Origin of the sequence: Pseudomonas triclosanedens (genome assembly GCF_026686735.1) — a bacterium.
Lineage (GTDB): Bacteria > Pseudomonadota > Gammaproteobacteria > Pseudomonadales > Pseudomonadaceae > Pseudomonas > Pseudomonas triclosanedens.
The window spans coordinates 5186353-5207949 of sequence record NZ_CP113432.1 but is presented as its reverse complement, the minus strand read 5'-3'; the positions used below and the strand labels follow the sequence as shown (position 1 = coordinate 5207949).

The window sequence follows — 21597 nt, the reverse complement described above, 5'->3', positions numbered from 1 at the left end:
GGCCACGCAGCCGTCCCTGTTGGCATCAGCCGCGATGGCGTCCGCGGAAGAAGTCGATCAGGCCCTGCGTGGAGGCGTCTTCGGCGATGCTTTCCTCGCTGCCGACCAGGCGTCCGTAGACGGCCTTGCCCAGTTCCTTGCCCAGCTCCACGCCCCATTGGTCGAAGGCGTTGATGCCCCAGAGGATGCTCTGCACGTAAACCTTGTGCTCGTACATGGCGATCAGGGCGCCCAGGCGCCGCGCGCTGATGCGCTCGAGTACCAGGGTATTGCTCGGTCGGTTGCCAGGGATCACCTTGTGCGGCGCCAGGCGCTGCACTTCGGCCTCGTCCAGGCCTTTGGCACGCAGTTCGGCCTCGGCCTCTGCGCGGGTCTTGCCGACCATCAGCGCCTGGCTCTGCGACAGGCAGTTGGCGTACAGCCACTGGTGGTGGTCTGCGACCGGGTTGTAGCTGGATACCGGAACGATGAAGTCTGCCGGGATTAGGTGGGTGCCCTGGTGCAGCAACTGGTGGTAGGCGTGCTGGCCGTTGCAGCCGACGCCACCCCATATCACCGGGCCGGTACCTGCCGAGACCGGCGTGCCATCCTGGCGAACGCTCTTGCCGTTGGACTCCATATCCAGTTGCTGCAGGTGGTCGGTGATGTTTCGCAGATAATAGTCGTAGGGCAGGATCGCGTGACTGCGCGAGCCCCAGAAGTCGCCGTACCAGACACCGAGCAGGCCCAGCAGTACGGGGATGTTGCGGTCGAACGGCGCGGTGAGGAAATGCTGGTCCATGCTGTAAGCGCCGGAGAGCAGTTCCTTGAAGTTGTTGATGCCCACGGACATGGCGATCGGCAGACCGATGGCGGACCACAGTGAGTAGCGGCCACCGACCCAGTCCCACATCGGGAAGACATTCTCTTCGCGGATACCGAACGCAACCGCTGCTTCCTTGTTGCTGGAAACGGCGATGAAGTGGCGGTACAGCTCTTCTTCCTTGCCGCCCTGGGCCAGGTACCAGGCGCGCGCGGCCTGGGCGTTCTTCAGCGTTTCGAGGGTGCCGAAGGACTTGGACGAGACAATGAACAGAGTGGTCTCGGCGTTCAGGCGGCTGGTCAGCTCACGAAACTCGCTGCCGTCGATGTTCGCCAGATAGTGGCAACGCACACCCTTCTGGGCGAATGGCAACAGGGCCTCGGAAACGAGTTGCGGGCCGAGGAACGAGCCGCCGATGCCGATGTTCACCACATCGGTGATCGGCTTCTCGGTATAGCCGCGCCACAGACCGTTGTGCACGTAGCTGACCAGTTCGGTCATCTGGTGCAGTACGCGGTGAACTTCGGGCATCACGTCTTTGCCGTCCACCTTCACCTTGTCGCCGATGGGGCGGCGCAGCGCAGTGTGCAGCACCGGGCGGCGCTCGGAGGCGTTGATCACGTCACCCCGGAACATGGCCTGGATGGCCTCGCCCAACTGGGCTTCCTCGGCCAGCTTCACCAGCAGGTCGAGAGTGTCCTGGCGAATGAGGTTCTTCGAGTAGTCGAGGAACAGGCCACAGGCGCTGAGAGAGAAACGCTTGAATCGCTCCGGGTCCTGGGCGAATGCCTCACGCATGGTGAAGTTCTGCAGCTCCTGACGGTGGGCGGCCAATGCCTGCCAACTCGCCAGTCGGGTGGCGTCCAGCGGAGTGAGGTGGTGTTGCATGACGTACCTTCGGGTGTGACGTGCGTGTTTGAATGTGTGGCTCTCGACCTTGAAAGAAGCCCGGAGGTTCCGGGCTTTTTTCGGGGATCAGGCCAACTGGACCGGGATCGCGTTGCTGGTATGGCTGAGTTCGTTGCCGGGCGCCATGTACAGCATGCGAGGCTTGTAACCTTCCAGCTCGGCGGCGCTGAACTGAGCGTACGCGCAGATGATCACCCGGTCACCCACCTTGGCCTTGTGCGCGGCGGCGCCGTTGACGGAAATCATCCGCGAACCTTCTTCACCGCGAATGGCATAGGTGGTGAAGCGTTCGCCGTTGTCGACATTGTAGATCTGGATCTGTTCGTACTCGCGGATACCGGCGAGATCGAGCCACTCGCCATCGATGGCGCAGGAACCCTCATAGTCGAGCACGGCATGGGTAACTTCGGCGCGGTGCAATTTGGCTTTGAGCATGATGCTCTGCATGGACGTGGCTCCTCTTCTTCTGGTGCGGGAGTGCGGGGCGAGTATGCCCGAGCACCGAAAGTCGCTCAAGGCCGCGGCTGGCGCGGTCTCGAGGCGAATTTTCGGGTTTGGGGCAGGGAATTAGTCGATCTGGAAGGCGAGGTTGTCGATCAGGCGGGTGGTGCCGAGGAAGGCAGCGACCAGGATGACCAACTGATGGTTCTCTGCGCTGGCGGGGCGCAGGCCGGCTGATTCGCGTATTTCCAGGTAGTCGACGCGCAGGCCGGCCTGTTCGATCTGCTGGCGCCCCTGAGCGAGCAGCGCCTCGTAGTCGCGCGTCCCGCCGCGAACCTGCTCGGCGAGCTGCTTCAGCGTGCGGTAGAGCACCGGCGCGGTAGCACGCTGGTCGGCGCTCAGATAGCCGTTGCGCGAGGATAGCGCCAGGCCGTCGTCGGCGCGCACGGTGGGCTCGCCGAATACCTGGAGCGGCAGGTTGAGGTCGCGCACCAGCTTGCGGATCACCGCGAGTTGCTGGAAGTCCTTCTCGCCGAACAGGGCCATGTCCGGCTGCACCATGTTGAAAAGCTTGCAGACCACCGTCGCGACACCATCGAAATGGCCCGGACGGCTACCACCGCAGAGCCCTTCGGATACACCGGTAACGTGCAGGCGGGTCTGGCCGTCCATGCCGTCGGGGTACATCTCTTCCACGGTGGGAGCGAACAGCAGGTGGCAACCCGCTTCCAGCAGCTTCTGCTGATCAGCGGCGAGGGTGCGCGGATACTTGTCGAGGTCCTCGCGGGGACCGAACTGCAGCGGGTTGACGAAGATACTGGCGACCACGAAGTCGGCGCGCTGGCCGGCCTTGGTCACCAGGGCAGCGTGGCCGGCATGCAGGTTACCCATCGTCGGCACCAGCGCGATGCGCTTGCCTTCGCTGCGAGCGCGGGCGACGGCGGCACGCAGCTCGCGAACTGTCTTTACCGTGTTCATGACGAGAATCCGTGTTCCGGGCCGGGGAAGGTGCCGTCCTTGACCGCACGGACATAGGCGCTCATCGCCGAGGCGATGTCGGGCTGGCCTTCCATGAAGTTCTTCACGAACTTCGGCGAACGGCCGGTCAGCGACAGGCCGAGCATGTCGTGCATCACCAGTACCTGGCCGTCGGTGCCAGCGCCAGCGCCGATGCCAATCACCGGGATCTTCACCGCTTCGCTGATCTCCCTGGCAAGGGCCGACGGCACGCACTCCAGCAGCAGCATGGCTGCGCCGGCCTGCTCCAGGGCTATGGCGTCGGCGCGCAGTTGGCGGGCCTGGGATTCCTGGCGTCCCTGGACCTTGAAACCGCCAAACAGGTTGACCGATTGCGGGGTGAGGCCGAGGTGAGCGCATACCGGTATGCCCAGTTGGGCCAGGCGCACGATCGGCTCTGCGAGCCATGCGCCGCCTTCCAGCTTGACCATGTGGGCACCGGCCTGCATGACCTTCACCGAATCGCGCAGCAGCAGATCGAGGGAAGTGCCGGACTCGAACGGCAGGTCGGTGAGAATCAGGGAGCCCTTGTTGCCACGTTTCACTGCGGCGGTATGGTAGGCCATGTCATCGATGGTGACCGGGAGCGTGCTGTCGTGTCCTTGCAGCACCATGCCGAGGGAGTCACCGATCAGCAGCACTTCGGCACCGGCCAGGCTGGCGACGTGCGCGAAAGTGGCATCATAGGCAGTCAGCATTGCGATCTTTTCGCCGCTTTGCTTGAGACCTTGCAGGGTGGTCAGGGTGACATCAGGCATGAAAGTGTCCTCAGTTCTGCGCCGGGCAGGGGCAAACGGGCACCTATAGTCCGGATGGGGGGAGCCGAAGTCAATTGCAGGTGTTACCGGACTGTTACGGCGTTACTGCCAGTGCGCTCCACGCTACGGGAGCGCCCGGAAGGCTCAGGATAGCCGCTCGAGCCCGCTGAATGGGCAGGCAGCGAGCAGATCGGCGAGCGTCCGACCGTCGGGCAGCGTCAACGCCGGAGCCAGGTCCGCCAGCGGATAAAGCACGAAGGCGCGAGCATGCATGTGGTAGTGCGGTACGCGCAGGCGCGGTTCGTCGATCAGGCGCTCGCCGAACAGCAGGATGTCCAGATCCAGCGTTCGCGGGCCCCAGCGTTCGTCCTTGCGTACGCGGCCCTGTTCCAGTTCTATGACCTGCAGGGCGTCGAGCAGTGCCAGCGGTGCAAGGTCGGTGTCCAGGGCTGCCACGGCATTGACGTAGCGCGGCTGGTCCGGCGGCCCGAGCGGGTCGCTGGCATACAATGGAGACACACCGGCCAGCGTGGTGCCGGGCACCAGTTGCAGGGCCTTGAGCGCCGCTTCGAGCTGCTGGCGCGGCTCGGCCAGGTTGCTCCCCAGGCCGATATAGACGCGCTCGCTCATTCGTTACCGGTGCCTTCGCCACTGTTGCGCGGGCTGCGGCGGCGACGGTTGCTGCCACCGCGACGGCGTTTGCGCGGTGCACCGCTGCTTTCGTCCTGGCTGGAGAGGTTGCGGATCATGCCGCGGCGCTCGCCATCGCTGGCTTCCTGGTAGTCGGTCCACCAGTCGCCCAGGCCGCCGGTTTCCTCGCCGGCGCTTTCGCGCAGCAGGAGGAAATCGTAGCCAGCGCGGAAACGGGGATTTTCCAGCAGCAGGTCGGCTTTCTTGCCATGACGGCGTGGCAGGCGTTCCTGCATGTCCCAGATTTCGCGGATCGGGATGGTGAAGCGCTTGGGCACCGCGGTGCGCTTGCATTGTTCGATGATCAGCTCGTGGGCTGCTTCCTGCATCGCCGGGATCGGTGGCATGCCTCGGTCCTGCAGTTTCAGCACGCGGGCCGGCAGTGCGGGCCAGAGCAGCGCTGCGAACAGGAACGCGGGTGTTACCGGTTTGCCCTGGCGGATACGCGCATCGGTGTTGGCCAGGGCCTGGCGGATGAGCTTGCCGGCGTACTCCGGATTACGCGCCAGGGCTTCGGCGCTGGCTGGGAACAGCGGGGCGAACAGGCCGTAGTCGTTCAGCAGTTCGAAGGTGCGCTCGGCTTTGCCGCTCAGGAGTAGCTTGAGCACTTCGTCGAACAGGCGTGCCGAGGGGATTTCGTTGAGCAGGTGTGCCAGCCGACGGATAGGTGCGGCGCTGTGCTTCTCGATCTCGAAGTCCAGTTTGGCTGCGAAGCGAACTGCGCGAAGCATGCGCACCGGATCTTCCAGGTAACGCTGCTCGGGGTCGCCGATCAGGCGCACCAGGCGATTGCGGATGTCGTGCACGCCGTGGGCGTAGTCGAGGATGCGCTCGCCGGTTACGTCGAAATACAAGGCGTTGATGGTGAAGTCACGGCGCTGGGCGTCGTCTTCCAGGGTGCCGTAGACATTGTCGCGCAGGATGCGGCCGGCCTCGTTGCGGGAGGCGTGGGCGCTGTCGGTGTCATCGTCGCTGACCGGATGGTTGGCACGGAAGGTGGCGACCTCGATGATCTCGCGGCCGAAGTGAACGTGAACCAGCTTGAAACGGCGGCCAATCACTCGCGCGTTACGGAATTCGGCGCGAACCTGCTCTGGCGTAGCGCTGGTGGCGACATCGAAGTCTTTCGGCGCAATGCCCAGCAGCGGGTCGCGTACGCCGCCGCCGACGATGTATGCCTGGTAGCCGGCCTTCTGCAAACGCTCTACGACGCTCACCGCATTCCTGCTGAACTGATCCCGCCGCAGGGAGTGCTGCTGGTTGCCAAAAACTTCCGGAGTAGTGCGGACAGCGCGCTGGCGGCGCAGTGGGGATCGGATGGACTGGATCAGCTTTTTCAGCATGTGTGCACTATCGGAAATGAATGTATGGGGTGAAGAATGCAGGCGCCGGGCGCCCCTTGCGATGGGGGCTTCCGCGAGCAGATACCGGCTGTATTCTGCCGCCTGGAAACAAATGGCAGCAATTGAAGTGCCTTCTGCGCCGCGGCGATTCTAGCATCGTGGGGTGGGATGGTGAACGAACGAGGTGAAAAGGGACTTGCGGAGAGTGGTGCGGAGGATGTAGCGAAAGCTACTGGGGGAGCCGAAGCTCCCCCCCAAAAGTAGGTGCGTGCTTTGTTTTTATTATGATGCCGGGCTTGTTGTTTTTGTTTGTTGACCCGTCCCTCGAAGCCAGTTGCTTCGGGGAAGCTCCCAATAAGGGATCCAATAGCAAACGGATTGCTTTGGTCGCTGAGCAAGCGATGATCTTGCGATCCAACCAGTCCTCGTGCTGCCTTCAAGCAGTTTTATTCTTCTCTGACTGGTTGCGGGATTGCTCCCGACGGCTACTCTTCTCCAAAAGAATCAGTTAGCTGCGCCTCCGCGATTTTGTTTTTGTTGTGCTGGAGTCGTTTCGTCTTGTTCTTATTTTGAGTTTTCGTGCTTGTTATTGTTGTTGTGCCAATAACAAAGCAGATGCCGTGCCAACTTTTGCAAATCCTTATTTTTCAAGGGCTTGGCTGATTACGGGGTTGGCCGGCAGGCACAAAAAAGCCGGGCCTTCGTTACCGATGAACCCGGCTTTTGTTACGGAGGATGTCTCCGGTAACAATAGGAATATGCTTATGAGTCTGCGGAAGCGCCTGATTTTCTGCGCGGAATACCCAGGCGCTGGCGACGTTCCCACAGGCATTTGCGGCTGATACCCAGCTTGCGGGCCAGTTCGGTCTCGGTCATGTGGTCCTGATGCTCGAGGACGAAATGCTGGAAGTAATCCTCCAGTGACAGATCCTCGGTGGGCTCGTGGTTACTGGCGTTGCCGTTGGTCGGTCGTGCGTCGACCTCATCCACGAAGTCGTCTTCCAGATCATCCAGCTCGATGTCGATACCCAGCAGGTCGGCGGGAATCTCCTGACTCTCGCTGAGGATCACCGCACGCTCGATGGCATTCTCCAGTTCCCGCACGTTACCCGGCCACGGGTAGTGGCGAATGGCCTGTTCCGCGTCGTGGGAGAAGGTCAGTGCCTGGCGCCCCATCTGGGAGCACTGGCGCGCCAGGAAGGAGCGGGCAATTTCCATGACGTCCGCGCCACGCTCGCGCAGCGGCGGCAGTTTCAATGAGATGACGTGCAGGCGGTAATAAAGGTCTTCGCGGAACTGGCCGGTCTTGGCCAGCATCTTCAGATCGCGGTGGGTTGCAGCGATCAGGCGCACGTCGACCTTCTGCGACTGCACCGAGCCTACCCGGCGAATCTCGCCTTCCTGCAGCACGCGCAGCAGGCGCGCCTGGGCCTCGAGCGGCAGCTCGCCGATTTCGTCGAGGAACAGCGTTCCGCCGTCGGCGGCTTCCACCAGGCCTGCACGGCCTGCGCTGGCGCCCGTGAATGCGCCTTTCTCATGGCCGAACAGTTCGGATTCGATGAGGGTTTCCGGAATCGCGGCGCAGTTCACCGAGATCAGCGGCGCCTTGGTGCGCTTGGATAGATTGTGCAGCGCGCGGGCGACCAGTTCCTTGCCGGTACCGGACTCGCCCTGGATCAGTACATTGGAGTCGGTCGGCGCGACCTTGCGGATCTTGCTGTACAGCTCCTGCATAGGCGGGCAGGAACCGATGATGCCGATCTCGCCGTCGGCCGGGGCGGTGTTACCGCTGCTGCGTTCGGCCGCCTTGGCGTTACCGCGTGGCTCGGCCGGAGCGTTACGCGCTTCCTGGCGATCCTTGAGGATGCGTGCCACGGCCTGGAGCATCTCGTCGTGGTCGAATGGCTTGGCGATGTAGTCCACCGCGCCCATTTTCATCGAGTCCACCGCCGAGCGCAGGCTGGCGTAGCTGGTCATGATCAGCACCGGCGTGCCCTGCGCCAGCTTGATCAGCTCGGTGCCGGGGGCGCCAGGCAGGCGCAGGTCGCTGACGATCATGTCGAACGACGGGATGCTGTAGCGCTCCTGTGCCTCCTGCACCGAGCCAGCTTCGCTGACCTGGTACTGGTTCCGCTCGAGCAGCCGTCGCAGGGCGGAACGGATGATGGTTTCGTCTTCGACGATGAGGATATGTGCCATGTATTCAGCTCTCTCGACGTGCTCGTTTACTGCTCGGCCGTCGGGCCAGGATGCCGCGGCAAAGTGACGCTGATGCGGGTACCGCATTCGCGTTCGGGGTCAGCCGGGCTGTCTATGGTGATTTGCCCATAATGCTCTTCCACGATCGAATAGACCAGCGCGAGGCCGAGGCCGGTACCCTTGCCCGGGTCCTTGGTCGTGAAGAAGGGTTCGAACAGTCGATCGATGATCGACTTGGGAATGCCGCTACCTTCATCCTCGACGATCAGATCGACGGTCTGCTCGGACGCCTCGGTGCGCACTCGGATCGCGCCGTTGGGCGGCGAGGCGTCGCGGGCGTTGGAGAGCAGGTTGATCAGAACCTGGGCCAGGCGCTGGGGGTCGCCTTCGACCCAGTGGCCCGGATCGCACAGGTTGAAGAACTGCACGTCCACGCTGCGCCGGTTCAGTGACAGCAGGCCGATGGCTTCCTGCGCCACGTCGGCCAGGCACACCGGCTCGGCTGCAACCTGCTTGCCGCCGGCGTGGGCGAAGCTCATCAGCGACTGGACGATCCGCGACACGCGCTTGGTCTGTTCGAGTATCTGCCCGCTGATCTCTGTCAGTTCGCTGTCGCCTTCGCGCTCTTCCCGAAGGTTCTGCGCAAGGCAGGCGATGCCGGTGATAGGGTTGCCGATCTCATGGGCGACCCCGGCGGCGAGGCGGCCGATGGACGCCAGGCGTTCGGAGTGGATCAGCTTGTCTTCCAGCGACTGGGTTTCCGTGAGGTCTTCCACCAGCAGCACCAGGCCGCTGTTACCGGGGGCGAGGGGTTCTTCGATCGCTGCCTTGTGCAGGTTCAGCCAGCGGGTCTGGCCGTCGATGTTCAGGCGTTGCTTGTGCAGGTGTTCGTCTGGCGCGTCGATGAAGCCTTCCAGCAGTCCCTTCCAGGGATCGGGCAATGCGGCCAGCCGCGAGCCGACTACGCGCTGTGCACTAACGCCGGTCAGCTCTTCGATGGCGCGGTTCCACATGAGGATTTCCTGGTCCTTTGCCAGCGAGCACACGCCCATCGGCAGGTCCTGCAGGGTTTGCCGGTGGTAGCGGCGCAGGGTGTCGAGCTCTGCGGCGAGGCCGGTGAGGCGGGAGTGGTAGTCCTCCAGCCGGCTCTCGATGAAGTGGATGTCCTCGGTGACGTAGCTTTCGCTGCTGGCCTTGTAGGGCAGGAAGTTCTCCACCATATCCTGCGCCACGCTTGGCCCCATCAGGCCGGAGAGGTTGGCCTCGATGCGGTCGCGCAGACGACGCAAGGCATAGGGGCGGCGCTCGTCGAACGGCAGGTGCAGGTCGCGTAGCGCCTGTTCGACCTCGCGTTGCGCAGTCTTGGCGCCCAGCGGCTTGGCCAGTTGACTGGCGAACTCCTGAGGGGATACGGCGATCAGCTCGCGGCGTTGGGGGCGGCGCACATTGTCCACTGCGCAGGCTTCGGCGGCGCCTTTCTCTTCATCGCTGGCCTCTGTGAACAGCGACACCAGGGTAAACACCAGGACGTTGGCCGCTAGTGAGGCCAGGGCCGCAAGGTGCCAGGTGGTGTCGTCGAGGATGTACATGGAGTCGAACAGCGGCAGGTAGATGCTCTGCATGTTCGCCACCAGCGGAGTGAGCATGGTCGCTCCCCACACCAGCATGCCCGCCACCAGCCCGGCGATGAAACCGCGACGGTTCGCGGCCGGCCAGTACAGCACCGCCAGCGCGCCGGGGAGGAACTGTAGGGTCGCGACGAAGGAGACGATGCCCAGGTTGGACAGGTCCTGCTCGGCACCCAGCAGCAGATAGAAGGCATAGCCGGCCATGATGATCGCGGCGATCAGCGCGCGTCGCGTCCACTTCAGCCAGCGATAGATGTTGCCTTCCGCCGGCGGCTGGTAGAGCGGCAGCACGAGGTGGTTGAGTACCATGCCCGACAGCGCGAGGGTCATCACGATGATCAGGCCGCTGGCGGCGGAGATGCCGCCGATGAATGCGGTCAGCGCGAGCGCCGGGCTGTCCACCGAGATGCCCAGGCCGAGGGTGAAGTATTCCGGGTTGGTCGACGCTCCGAGGTGCAGGCCGGCCCAGAGGATCGGTGGCACCGCCAGACTCATCGGCAGCAGGAACAGCGGCAAGCCCCAACTGGCGCTGAGCAGCGAGCGCGGGTTGAGGTTCTCGGTGAAGGTCATGTGGTACATGTGCGGCATCACGATGGCCGCGGCGAAGAACACCAGCAGCAGCGTCCGCCACGGCCCCTCGGCCAGTGGCGTGTGCAGGGTGCTCAGCGCTTCCTGGTTCTGCAGCAGCCAGATTTCCAGGCCATCGGGCCCGCCGAACACGCCGTAGAGCGCGAATAGGCCGATGGAGCACAGGGCTACCAGCTTGACCAGCGACTCGAAGGCGATCGCCATCACCAGGCCTTCATGGCGTTCGCGGGTGGCGATGTGACGCGCGCCGAAGAGGATGGCGAACAGTGTGATCAGCGCGCAGAACGCCAATGCCGCTCGATTGGGTTCGGACTCGCGGGTGAGGATGCTGATCGAGTCGGTAACCGCCTGGATCTGCAGCGCCAGCATCGGCAGTACGCCGATCAGCATGAACAGCGTGGTCAGCGCGCCGGCCCAGGTGCTGCGGAAACGGAAGGCGAACAGGTCGGCCAGTGACGATAGCTGGTAGGCGCGGGTTATGCGCAGGATCGGGTAGAGCAGCACCGGCGCCAGCAGAAACGCACCGGAGACGCCCAGATAGATCGCCAGGAATCCGTAGCCGTACTGGTAGGCCAATCCAACTGTGCCGTAGAACGCCCAGGCACTGGCGTACACGCCCAGTGACAGGGTGTAGATCAGCGGGTGGCGCACTAGCCGGCGGGGCACGAAGCCGCGTTCGGTGATCCAGGCGACACCGAAGAGAACCATCAGGTAGGAGGCGCTGATCAGGATCAGCTGGGTAAGGCTAAAGCTCGTCAGCATCGCGCTGGCTCTGCAGGATGAAGGTGACGACGATCAGGATCAGCCACAGCAGGTACGGGCGGTACCAGGCGCCGTGGGGATCGATCCACCAGTCCATGATGGCCGGCGAGAACAGGTAGATGCCCACGACCAGGAGCAACACCAGTCGGTAGATGTACATGTCGTCTCTCTCGTTGTTCGGCGGGCAGGCTACAGGCTGGGCACAGTCGACGGCAAGCCGGGCGCCGAAGGGGCTTTGCGCAAGCTCAGAGGCGTGCGTCCTCCATTGTCAGCGTATGCGGAATGCGCGCGGCAGCCCAGTGCGCAATGCCCCAGCCGAGCACTTCGCATGGCGTGGCGCGGGCAAGCTCGGCGGGCGGCGTCTGCCCGAGCGCCCGGAGTGCGCGCACCAGCAGCGGTGCGGCCTGCTCCGGCTGGAGCGGTGGCGAGCGATAGGATTTGCCCAGCTTGTGGCCGTCGGGCTGAACGATCAGCGGTACGTGCAGGTAGCGCGGGGCGCGGACGCCGAGCAGTTCCTGCAGGTAGAGCTGGCGCGGCGTGTTGTCCAGCAGGTCGGCGCCGCGCACGATATCGGTAACACCCTGCCAGGCGTCGTCCAGCACCACCGCCAGTTGATAGGCGAACAGCCCGTCGCGGCGACGGATGATGAAGTCACCAACGTCCCGCCCCAGATGCTGGCGGAACTCGCCCTGCAGCCGGTCGTTGAAGGTGTATTCGAGCTCCGGCACGCGGATGCGGATGGCAACCTCGCCGTGCCAGTCGTGCTGGGCATTGCGGCAGGTGCCTGGATAGATGCCATTGCTGCCCTCGAGCTGCTTGCGCGAGCAGGTGCAGGCATAGGCCAGGCCGCTGCGCAGCCATTGCTCCACCTGGGCTGCGTAGGCCTCGCCACGATCGCTCTGACGCTCCACCGCGCCATCCCATTCGAAGCCATAGCGCTCCAGGGTCTGCAGGATCGCCGCCTGGGCGCCGGGCATTTCGCGTGGCGGATCGAGGTCTTCCATGCGCACCAGCCAGCGGCCCTTCACGGCGCGTGCATCGAGATAGGACGCGACCGCGGCCACCAGCGAACCGAAGTGCAGGTAGCCGCTGGGAGTGGGTGCGAAGCGACCGACGTAGCTGGAGGCGGGCATGGCTTGGCGTCTCTTTCTTGCACACAAACGAAACGGGGCGCCGCAGCGCCCCGTTCGGGATGAACCGGACTCAGGAGCCCAGTTGCTTTTCCTTGATTTCCGCCAGGGTCTTGCAATCGATGCAAAGAGTAGCGGTGGGGCGGGCTTCCAGACGGCGGATACCGATCTCGACGCCACAGGAATCGCACCAGCCGTAGTCGTTGTCTTCGATCAGTTGCAGGGTCTCGTCGATCTTCTTGATCAGCTTGCGCTCGCGGTCGCGGGCGCGCAGCTCGAGGCTGAACTCTTCTTCCTGGCTGGCGCGGTCGGCCGGGTCCGGGAAGTTGGCCGCTTCGTCCTGCATGTGATGCACGGTGCGGTCCACCTCTTCCATCAGCTCAACTTTCCATTTGTTGAGGATGGAGGTGAAGTGCGCGCGCATGCGATCGCTCATGTACTCCTCGCCCTTGGTTTCCTGGTAGGGCTCGAAGCCACGAATCAGTTGGCTGCTCTGTTGTTTTGCTTTGGTGGGCATGGATGACCGCCTCTCACTCTCGCTAATCCTCTCGCGGATGGTCCCTCTCCGGCACTGCCGGCCCCGCGCTCGCAAGCGGGCGAACTTACCAGAACGATAACCGTGATGCTACTCCCGGTTGTCGAGCCTGTTGTCGCACGCACATGACCTGGTGACCATCGGGTCGACTCGATGGCGCTGGCTATCGGGATTTCTGCAAACCTGGGCATGTTCGTTCGCATTTCGCGACCGAAACATACATTTTCCGGGGATGCCACTCCCTCTTCGGAGGCTCCCCTGCATCAATGGGTGGCCTGTTAGAATCGCCACCTTGTCGCAAAGTTCGGAAAAAATCATGGCTACTTCCTTCAGCGCCCGCAGTCGCGCCATCGAGCCCTTCCACGTCATGGCCCTGCTGGCGCGCGCCAACGAGTTGCAGGCGGCGGGCCACGACGTCATTCACCTGGAGATCGGCGAGCCGGATTTCACCACCGCGGCGCCGATCATCGCCGCGGGCCAGGCCGCGCTGGCCAACGGGCATACCCGATACACCGCGGCCCGTGGCGTACCGGCCCTGCGCGAAGCGATCGCCGGTTTCTATGCCGATCGCTATCGGCTGTCGATCGACCCGCAGCGCATCCTCATCACGCCTGGCGGCTCCGGCGCGCTGCTGCTGGCCAGCAGCCTGCTGGTGGATCCGGGCAAGCACTGGCTGCTGGCCGATCCGGGCTATCCGTGCAACCGCCACTTCCTGCGCCTGGTGGAAGGGGCTGCGCAACTGGTGCCGGTCGGGCCGGAGAGCCGCTACCAGCTCACGCCCGGCCTCATCGAGCGGTACTGGGATCATGACAGTGTAGGCGCTCTGGCGGCATCACCGGCGAATCCTACCGGTACGCTGTTGCACAAGGATGAACTTGCCGCGCTGTCCGCCGCGCTGAAGGCGCGTGGCGGTCACCTGGTGGTCGACGAGATTTACCACGGCCTGACTTACGGTACTGACGCTGCAAGCGTGCTGGAAGTGGACGATGATGCCTTTGTCCTCAACAGTTTCTCCAAGTATTTCGGCATGACCGGCTGGCGCCTGGGGTGGCTGGTGGCGCCGCTGGATGCCGTCGGTGAGCTGGAGAAGCTGGCACAGAACCTCTATATCAGTGCGCCAAGCATGGCGCAGTACGCCGCGCTGGCCTGCTTTGCGCCAGACACCCTGGCGATCCTCGAAGAGCGCCGCGCCGAATTCGCTCGCCGTCGCGACTACCTGCTGCCGGCCCTGCGCGAACTGGGCTTCCGTATCGCGGTGGAGCCGGAGGGTGCCTTCTATCTGTATGCGGACATCAGTGCCTTCGGTGGCGATGCCTACGCGTTCTGCCAGCATTTCATCGAGACCGAGCACGTCGCCTTCACGCCGGGCGTGGACTTCGGCCGCCACCAGGCCTCCCATCATGTGCGCTTCGCCTACACCCAGAGCGTCGAACGCCTGCAACAGGCGGTAGAGCGAATCGCCCGCGGCTTGAAGAGCTGGCATCCCTGATGCGTTTCGAGCCGGCACTGGAAGAAGCGCGCCTGATCAAACGTTACAAGCGTTTCCTCGCCGACATTGAAACCGCCAGCGGCGAGCGGCTGACCATCCACTGCCCGAATACCGGCTCGATGCTCAATTGCATGAGCGAAGGCTGCCGGGTGTGGTTCAGTCGCTCCGGCGACCCCAAACGCAAGCTGCCGGGCACCTGGGAACTGGTGGAAACGCCCCAGGGGCGGCTGGCCTGTGTGAATACCGGGCGGGCGAACCGGATCGTGGAAGAAGCGCTGTTGGCTGGAGTTGTAACGGAGTTGGCTGGCTTCGACGAGTTGCGCCGTGAAGTTGCCTACGGGCAGGAGAAGAGTCGTGCGGATTTCCGGCTGATGTATGCCGAGAGACCGGTCTATGTCGAAGTGAAGAGCGTAACCCTGGGCTTCGACGGTACGGCGGTCGCTGCCTTCCCGGACGCTGTCACCCTGCGTGGCGCCCGGCACCTGCGCGAGCTGGCTGCCCTGGCGCGCGAAGGCATGCGCGCGGTGCTGCTGTATGCGGTGAGCCTCTCGGGGATCGAGGCGGTGCGGCCGGCGAAGGAAATCGACCCAGGCTACGCCTCTGCCCTGGCCGAAGCGCATGAGGCGGGCGTCGAGGTGCTGGCGTACGGGGCCCGCATCGATACACGGGAAATCTGCCTGGCGCAGCCGCTGAAGGTACTTCTGTAGCAGAGCCTGGTGCTGTCGGGCTAGAGCTCGCCCGCCTCGTCCAGCCAGATACCCCGCTCGTCCTCATGGCACGGTAACGCATCCAGCGCATCGCCCAGGCAAGGCCCCTGGATACATTCGCCGGTTTCGATCAGGAACAGCGCGCCGTGGTGGCCACACTGCAACAGGCGGCCGCTGGCGTCGAGGAAGCGCTCGGCGTCGTAACCCAGCGGAATTTCCCGGTGCGGGCAACGGTTGCGATAGGCGAAGGCACGCCCTTGGCGGCGTACGACGAACAGATTCAGGCCTTCGGCCTCGAAGCCCCGGCTCTGGCCTTCGGCCAGTTCATCCGGGGAGCAGAGCAGGATCATCCGGGCTTCTCCATCCAGGGCGGGCATTATCCGCGCCCGGAGGGAGAAACCGGAAGAGGGTGCACATCCTTGTGCTGAAGAGGGTCAGATCTCCCAGATCAGGTTGGCCGCTGCATAACGGCCTGGCTGGGTGTAGCGATCCAGGCTGGGGCTGTTCTCGGTGAGGCCGCGCACATCGCCCCACTGCCAGTATTTCTTGTCGGTAAGGTTGAAGAGGCCGGCGTTGAGGGTAAGGCCGTCGGTGACCTTCACCCAGGCGCTCAGATCCAGCAGTCCGTAGCCGCCGGGTTTGTACTGGTTGGGGATTTCTGTGTCGTCGACGTTGTGCTTGGCCTGCACCAGGGTCCACGTCAGCTCGCTGCCGAATAGTCCGTTGGGTGAATCATACCCCAGACCGAATACTCCTTTGAGCGGATCGACACTATTGATCGGCTCGTCGGTTTCCTCATCCTTGCCCCTGGCGTATGACACCGCGCCGCGCAGAGAGGTGCCGTTGGGAAGGCCGAACGCCTGGTTCAGGTCGATGTCACCGCGCGCTTCGGCGCCGTGGATGGTGACCTTCTCGAGGTTGGTGTACTGATAGGTCAGGCGGTTGTTACCGGTAGGATCGCTGGGTAGTACCACCTGTTCGATGAAATCGTCGTAGCGGTTGTAGAACAGCGCTACGCCGAAGCTGCCCATGTCGTATTTGCCGCGCAGGCCGATCTCGTAGCTGTCGCTGGTTTCCGGTTTGAGATCGGTGTTGGCGATGGTCTGGTAGCCGACTGCGGAGTTGATGAACTCGCCGAAGATGTCGACCGGCTCCGGCGCGCGGAAGCCTGCGGCGTATTGAGCGTAGACGCTATGGTGATCGTCCAGGCGGTAGGTCGTACCGAACTTGGGCGACAGCGCGTGATCGCTGAAGTTGGACGGAGCCTTGTCCAGCGGGTTGCTGTTCAGGTAGCGCTGGCTGACCTCCGGTTTCATCTCATAGTAGTCGTAGCGCAGGCCGGGCAGCAGGGTCCAGCGGCCGATCTCGATGCTGTCCTGGATGAATGCGGCGTACTCGTGGGTGCTCGGGTCCGGGAAGTCACTGAGCGGGAAGGTTTCGCTACCGAAGCCAGGCGGTACCGGTTGGCCGCTGCTCTGGTAGGTCTCGCTGCCTTTGCGCAGGTCCTTGCTTTCCAGGCGCTTGAGGTCGAAGCCGTAGATCAGGTGGTGGCTGGTGCCGGCCAGCTCGAAATGCTTGTCCAATTGCGAGTTCAGACCCCAGAGGGTTTCTTCGTACTTCGAGTCGCGGGTGCGGTCGCGCAGGCGGCCGGCGCTGAAGCGCTCCTGGTAGGTCTTCTGGCGGATCTCGCTGTCCTGGTAATTGAGTTGCCACTGCATCTGGTCGGCGACTGCGCTATCGAGCAGGAAGCGGTGGGAGAGACTGATGCGTTCGCGGTCGGTGCCGTCTCTGGCGTCAGAGGTGCGCGTCGTGCCGGTGGTGCTGTATTCGTTGAGCAGGCGGGTGTCGGCGTTTTCGTTGTAGCGCTCGTAGGCCAGTTGCAGACGGCTGCCTTCGGCATAGTCCCAGCCGACCTTGGCCAGGAGGTTCTCGGTGTTGAAGTCCACCGGGTTGGCTTCGCCGCGCGCGCTGCCGATGCCGTTGCTGCCACCGAACGTCTCGGTCTCGTGGCCATCGCGGCGGCTGATGGTCAACAGTCCGTCCACCGGGCCCTGGCGGCCAGCGAAGGTGGCGCTTTTCAGCCAACTGTCATCGGAGCCGTCGAAGCCGGTCTTGAAGCGCGCGTAGTAATCCTTGCCGTCCTGCAGGTAATCAGCGGCGTCCTTAGTCATGAAACTCACGGCGCCGCCCAGTGCGTCACTGCCGTACAGCGAGCTCGCCGGGCCCCGAAGTATTTCAACTCGTTTCACAGTGTCCAGGTCGATGTAGTCGCGTCGTGCGTCCATGAACGGGCCGAAGGCGAAGGAGTTGGGCACCGCGACACCGTCCACCTGGGTCAGCACCCGGTTGCCGCCGATGCCGCGGATGGTGAAGCCGGACAGCCCGAAGCGGCTACCGCTGCCGCTCACCGAAACGCCCGGCTCATAGCGCACCAGTTGCTTGATGTCGTTGGCATTGTCGCGGTCGATGTCCTGCGCGGTCTGCACGGTCACGGTGCTCGGCACGGCATCGACGGGTTGTTCGCTACGGGTGGCTGAGACAGTGGTTTCTCCGAGGGAAATAGCGTTGTGCGCCAGCGCGAGAGAGGGGCTCAGCAATAGCAAGGCCAGCCATGAGCGGCGAGCGAAAGGCGGTGTGATCGACATGGGAGCACCTGTTTTTCTTGGGGATGGCACAAGGCCGTCTGGAAATTCGGCGCTGACCTTAATCCTCTATAAATCTAAATGCAAATTATTATCAAATAGATTTATTGAGTGTGTTATGGCACAGTTCGTCTATGCCGCACGATGCGGCCGGTTCCCTACCAAGTGAGGATTTCTGCGATGACTACCCCGAGCCCGACGTCTCTGCCGGCCCCTGAGCTTTACCGTGCCTGGCAGGCATTGCGCGCCGAGCAACCGCGCTTGCGTGCCCGCGACGCCGCAGAGCGCCTGGAAGTGAGCGAAGCCGAGCTGACCGCCAGCCGCCTGGGCGTGGATGCCGTTCGCCTGCGCCCCGATTGGTCAGCCCTGCTGCCGGCACTGGGCGAGCTCGGGACGATCATGGCGCTGACTCGCAATGAACACTGTGTCCATGAACGGAAGGGGCCGTACCAGGAAGTGACTGTGTCGGCCAACGGCCTGATGGGGCTGGTGGTTTCTGCGGATATCGACCTGCGCCTGTTCCTCTCCGGCTGGGGCAGTGTGTTTGCCATCAGCGAAGAAACCGCCCACGGTACTCAGCGCAGCATCCAGGTGTTCGATCGCCAGGGTACGGCGGTGCACAAGGTGTTTCTCACCGAGAACAGCGTTGTCGAAGCCTGGGCGCCTCTGGTCGAGCGCTTTCGCGCCGATGAGCAGAGTGATCGGCTCGACTTCCAGCCGGCTGCGCCCAAGGCGGTGCCGCTGGCCGACGAACAGATCGATGTGGCCGCCTTGCGCAGCGGTTGGGCCGCGCTGAAGGACACTCACCACTTCTTTGCCTTGCTGAAGAAGCACAAGGTCGAGCGCACCCAGGCCCTGCGCCTTGCTGGCCGCGATTGGGCCGAGCAACTGGATACCGCTGAACTGCCGCGCATGCTGGAGAAGGCAAGCGAGCGTCGTCTGCCGATCATGATTTTCGTCGGTAATGCCCACTGCATCCAGATTCACACCGGCACCGTGGATAATCTGAAGTGGCTGGACGACTGGTTCAACGTTCTCGATCCGCAATTCAACCTGCATCTGAAAACCTCCGGCGTGCGCGAACTGTGGCGAGTGCGCAAGCCCAGCAGTGATGGCGTGATCACCAGTTGGGAGGCCTTCGACGCTAATGGCGAGTTGGTGCTTCAGGCGTTCGGCGCGCGCAAACCAGGCGTGCCGGAACTGCAAGAGTGGCGCTCGCTCGCCGAATCCTTCCCAGCGCTCTGAGGACCGACCATGACTGCGCGTCCTCTGTTGATCGGCCTGTTCACCGGTCTGTGCCTGGCCGCCAGCAACCTGGCGGCGGAGACCCTGCCTAAGCGCTGGATCAGTGCCGGCGGTTCGCTCAGTGAGTGGGTGGTAGCCCTGGGGGGCGAGTCGCGCCTCGTCGGTGTCGATACCACCAGCCTGCATCCCGCTAGTCTCGCGGTGCTCCCAAGGATCGGTTACCAGCGCCAACTGGCTGCCGAGGGCATTCTTGCGCTGAAACCGGACATTCTGCTCGGCAGTGAGGAGATGGGGCCGCCGCCGGTGCTGCAGCAACTGCGCGCAGCCGGTGTGCGTATAGAGACGCTTTCGGCGAAGGCTGATGCGCAGACCGTACGGGACACCCTTCTGCGCCTGGGCAAGCTCCTGGGCGCCCCGGAGCAGGCGAAACAGATGGCAGAGCACTTCCAGTCGCGTATCGCCGTACAGCAAGCCCGGGTGACTAAGGCCCAGGCGACACAAGCCGCGCCGGGCGTGGTCCTGCTGGTCGGGCAGGCCGGTGGCAATCTGCTGGTGGCCGGCCAGGAAACCTCCGGCGACTGGATGCTCAGGCATGCCGGTGGGCGTAACCTGGCCGGCCACAAGGGATACAAGGCGCTGTCGAGCGAAGCGCTGACGGCACTGGACCCGCAGGTGATCGTGCTGGCTGATCGCAGCCTCGACGGCGATGCCGCGCGCACCGCACTGACTCGACAGAATCCCGCCCTGTCGGCGACTCGCGGAGTGCGCGAAGGGCGCGTGGTGATACTCGATCCGACCCTGCTGGTGGGGGGGCTCGGCCCCCGCGTGCCTGATGGGTTGGCCAGTCTGTCCCGCGCCTTTTATCCTTCCGCGCAAGCTTTGAACTCGGAAGGTCATCCTTGACTCGGATCGTTGCTGCTCGTCCGCTGTTCCTGTTCCTGGGTTTTCTCCTGCTGCTGGTGCTCTGGCTGTCCCTGGCTCTCGGGCCGGTGAGCCTGCCGCTGGGCGATACGCTGCGGGCGCTGGCTCGCCTCTGCGGTCTGCCGGTGTCCGGCGATGGGCTGGGGCAGGCCGAGCTGATCGTCGGCCAGATCCGCTTGCCGCGCACCCTGCTGGGTGTGGCGACCGGCGGGGTTCTGGCCTTGGCTGGTGTGGCCATGCAGGGATTGTTTCGCAATCCGCTGGCCGACCCCGGCCTGATCGGTGTCTCCAGCGGTGCCGCTCTTGGCGCGGCCATCGCCATCGTCTTCGGCGCGTCTATCGGCGGCCTGCCGGATGCCTTTGCGCCCTACCTGCTATCCGCCTGCGCATTCGCTGGCGGCCTGGCCGTCACAGCGTTGGTCTATCGGCTGGGACGGCACAACGGCCAGACCAGCGTGGCCACCATGCTGTTGGCGGGAATTGCACTCACCGCGCTGGCCGGGGCGCTGATCGGTCTGTTTACCTACCTGGCCGACGACGCCACGCTGCGCACCCTGACCTTCTGGAATCTTGGCAGCCTGAATGGCGCCAGCTATCCGCGGCTGTGGCCGCTTCTTCTGATCACGTTGCTGGTGGCTTCCTGGCTGCCGCGTCGGGTCGATGCACTGAATGCGTTGCTGCTGGGCGAGTCCGAGGCGCGTCACCTGGGCTTCGATGTCGAGCGGCTGAAGGTTGAGCTGATTCTCTGCACGGCGCTGGGTGTCGGGGCGGCGGTTGCCGCTGCGGGGATGATCGGCTTCATCGGTCTTGTGGTTCCGCACTTGCTGCGTCTGATCGTTGGGCCGGATCACCGGGTGTTGCTGCCTGCCTCGATGTTCGGCGGCGCTATCCTGCTCTTGCTGGCCGATCTCGTGGCGCGCCTGGCGCTGGCTCCGGCGGAGTTGCCGATAGGTATTGTCACCGCACTGATTGGTGCACCGTTCTTCCTTTTCCTGCTGATACGAGGGCGTTCCTGATGCTGACGGCAGACAACCTGCTGGTGAAGCGCGGTGCACAGATCGTCTTGCAGGAGGTCAGCTTGGCGTTGCAGCCGGGCGAGGTGCTCGGCGTACTGGGGCCTAACGGAGCGGGCAAGAGTACGCTGCTGGGGGCGCTCAATGGCGAGTTGACGCTGGCGGGTGGGGCGGTCCGACTCGATGGTCGTCCCCTGGCCGACTGGCAGGGCACGGAACGGGCGCGTCGGCTGGCGGTACTGCCCCAGTCGTCGACGCTCAACTTCGCCTTTACCGTCGAGTCGGTAGTGGGTTTTGGCCGCCTGCCCCACGAAAGCGGACGCCAGCGTGACCGAGAGATCATCGAGGCGGCGCTGGACGCTGCGGATGCCTCTCACCTGGTCGGGCGGAGTTATCTGGCGCTGTCGGGTGGCGAACGCCAGCGCGTGCATCTGGCGCGCGTGCTGGCGCAACTCTGGCCCGGTGGTGCGGAGCAGGTGCTGTTGCTGGACGAGCCGACCTCGGCGCTCGACCCATTGCATCAACACACCACGCTACAGGCCGTACGTGAGTTCGCCGATCATGGCGCGGCGGTGCTGGTGATCCTGCACGATCTGAATCTGGCCGCGCGCTATTGCGACAATCTGCTGCTATTGCACCAAGGGCGCCCGCACTTGCAAGGCGTGCCGGCTGAAGTGCTGCGTGCCGAACCATTGAAAGCGGTCTTCGGGCTGGAGGTGCTGGTTCAACAGCATCCAGAGCGCGGCCATCCGTTGATCATCGCGCGATGAGTGGAGTT

19 protein-coding genes are annotated in these 21597 nt (G+C 63.9%); 6 read left to right on the top strand and 13 right to left on the bottom strand.

Annotated elements, in window-relative coordinates; all coding sequences use genetic code 11:
* Positions 1-25: 25 nt before the first annotated feature.
* The 11 genes from pgi to dksA all read right to left on the bottom strand — a co-directional run bounded on the left by pgi (position 26) and on the right by dksA (position 12784).
* Complete coding sequence (pgi, locus tag OU419_RS24120) at positions 26-1690, bottom strand: glucose-6-phosphate isomerase (protein ID WP_254472569.1); 1665 nt, start codon at positions 1688-1690, stop codon at positions 26-28.
* 87 nt (positions 1691-1777) lie between these two features.
* Positions 1778-2158: an aspartate 1-decarboxylase gene (panD, locus tag OU419_RS24115; RefSeq protein WP_254472570.1), complete on the bottom strand. Its 381-nt coding sequence runs from the start codon at positions 2156-2158 to the stop codon at positions 1778-1780.
* Positions 2159-2278: 120 nt separating this feature from the next.
* The gene (panC, locus tag OU419_RS24110; protein WP_254472571.1) at positions 2279-3130 is read right to left on the bottom strand and encodes a pantoate--beta-alanine ligase; all 852 of its coding nucleotides are present in this window, start codon (positions 3128-3130) and stop codon (positions 2279-2281) included.
* Positions 3127-3927, bottom strand: coding sequence for a 3-methyl-2-oxobutanoate hydroxymethyltransferase (panB, locus tag OU419_RS24105; RefSeq protein WP_254472572.1), 801 nt, complete (start codon positions 3925-3927; stop codon positions 3127-3129). Before panB ends, panC begins: the two co-directional genes overlap by 4 nt.
* A 144-nt stretch (positions 3928-4071) precedes the next feature.
* Entirely contained in the window at positions 4072-4557 is a 486-nt protein-coding gene (gene folK, locus OU419_RS24100; protein WP_254472573.1) for a 2-amino-4-hydroxy-6-hydroxymethyldihydropteridine diphosphokinase, read from the bottom strand.
* On the bottom strand, positions 4554-5960 hold the full coding sequence (locus OU419_RS24095) for a polynucleotide adenylyltransferase PcnB (protein WP_254472574.1): 1407 nt from the start codon (positions 5958-5960) through the stop codon (positions 4554-4556). The genes folK and OU419_RS24095 overlap by 4 nt, the downstream gene beginning before the upstream one ends.
* A 762-nt stretch (positions 5961-6722) precedes the next feature.
* Entirely contained in the window at positions 6723-8159 is a 1437-nt protein-coding gene (locus OU419_RS24090; RefSeq protein ID WP_254472575.1) for a sigma-54-dependent transcriptional regulator, read from the bottom strand.
* Between the two features lie 26 nt (positions 8160-8185).
* On the bottom strand, positions 8186-11137 hold the full coding sequence (locus OU419_RS24085) for a sensor histidine kinase (protein ID WP_254472576.1): 2952 nt from the start codon (positions 11135-11137) through the stop codon (positions 8186-8188).
* Complete coding sequence (locus OU419_RS24080) at positions 11121-11297, bottom strand: hypothetical protein (protein WP_015478907.1); 177 nt, start codon at positions 11295-11297, stop codon at positions 11121-11123. The genes OU419_RS24085 and OU419_RS24080 overlap by 17 nt, the downstream gene beginning before the upstream one ends.
* A gap of 85 nt (positions 11298-11382) precedes the next feature.
* A complete protein-coding gene (gene gluQRS / locus OU419_RS24075) occupies positions 11383-12270 on the bottom strand; it encodes a tRNA glutamyl-Q(34) synthetase GluQRS (protein ID WP_254472577.1) in 888 nt (295 codons plus the stop codon).
* 70 nt (positions 12271-12340) lie between these two features.
* Complete coding sequence (dksA, locus tag OU419_RS24070; RefSeq protein WP_015478905.1) at positions 12341-12784, bottom strand: RNA polymerase-binding protein DksA; 444 nt, start codon at positions 12782-12784, stop codon at positions 12341-12343.
* A gap of 334 nt (positions 12785-13118) precedes the next feature.
* Here dksA and OU419_RS24065 point away from each other — a divergent pair, with 334 nt between their 5' ends.
* Positions 13119-14291 carry a pyridoxal phosphate-dependent aminotransferase gene (locus OU419_RS24065; protein WP_254472578.1) on the top strand — a complete coding sequence of 391 codons (1173 nt, stop codon included), beginning with the start codon at positions 13119-13121 and terminating at the stop codon, positions 14289-14291.
* Positions 14291-14998: a DNA/RNA nuclease SfsA gene (gene sfsA / locus OU419_RS24060; RefSeq protein ID WP_254472579.1), complete on the top strand. Its 708-nt coding sequence runs from the start codon at positions 14291-14293 to the stop codon at positions 14996-14998. Before OU419_RS24065 ends, sfsA begins: the two co-directional genes overlap by 1 nt.
* Positions 14999-15018: 20 nt before the next feature.
* On the opposite strand, the gene OU419_RS24055 is transcribed toward sfsA, so the two are convergent.
* Together OU419_RS24055 and OU419_RS24050 are read right to left on the bottom strand one after the other, a co-directional pair.
* On the bottom strand, positions 15019-15348 hold the full coding sequence (locus OU419_RS24055; RefSeq protein WP_254472580.1) for a Rieske (2Fe-2S) protein: 330 nt from the start codon (positions 15346-15348) through the stop codon (positions 15019-15021).
* An 84-nt stretch (positions 15349-15432) separates the two neighbouring features.
* Positions 15433-17643: a TonB-dependent hemoglobin/transferrin/lactoferrin family receptor gene (locus OU419_RS24050; protein WP_254472581.1), complete on the bottom strand. Its 2211-nt coding sequence runs from the start codon at positions 17641-17643 to the stop codon at positions 15433-15435.
* Between the two features lie 177 nt (positions 17644-17820).
* On the opposite strand from OU419_RS24050, the gene OU419_RS24045 reads away from it, so the two are divergent.
* The 4 genes from OU419_RS24045 to OU419_RS24030 are packed head-to-tail and all read left to right on the top strand — an operon-like array spanning position 17821 to position 21589.
* Positions 17821-18885: a hemin-degrading factor gene (locus tag OU419_RS24045; RefSeq protein WP_254472582.1), complete on the top strand. Its 1065-nt coding sequence runs from the start codon at positions 17821-17823 to the stop codon at positions 18883-18885.
* 9 nt (positions 18886-18894) lie between these two features.
* Positions 18895-19788 (top strand): heme/hemin ABC transporter substrate-binding protein, encoded by an 894-nt coding sequence (locus tag OU419_RS24040; protein WP_254472583.1) that lies wholly within the window; start codon positions 18895-18897, stop codon positions 19786-19788.
* Between the two features lie 50 nt (positions 19789-19838).
* Positions 19839-20822, top strand: a complete 984-nt coding sequence (locus OU419_RS24035) for a FecCD family ABC transporter permease (RefSeq protein WP_254472638.1) — start codon at positions 19839-19841, stop codon at positions 20820-20822.
* A complete protein-coding gene (locus OU419_RS24030) occupies positions 20822-21589 on the top strand; it encodes a heme ABC transporter ATP-binding protein (protein ID WP_254472584.1) in 768 nt (255 codons plus the stop codon). Before OU419_RS24035 ends, OU419_RS24030 begins: the two co-directional genes overlap by 1 nt.
* Positions 21590-21597 lie beyond the last annotated feature (8 nt).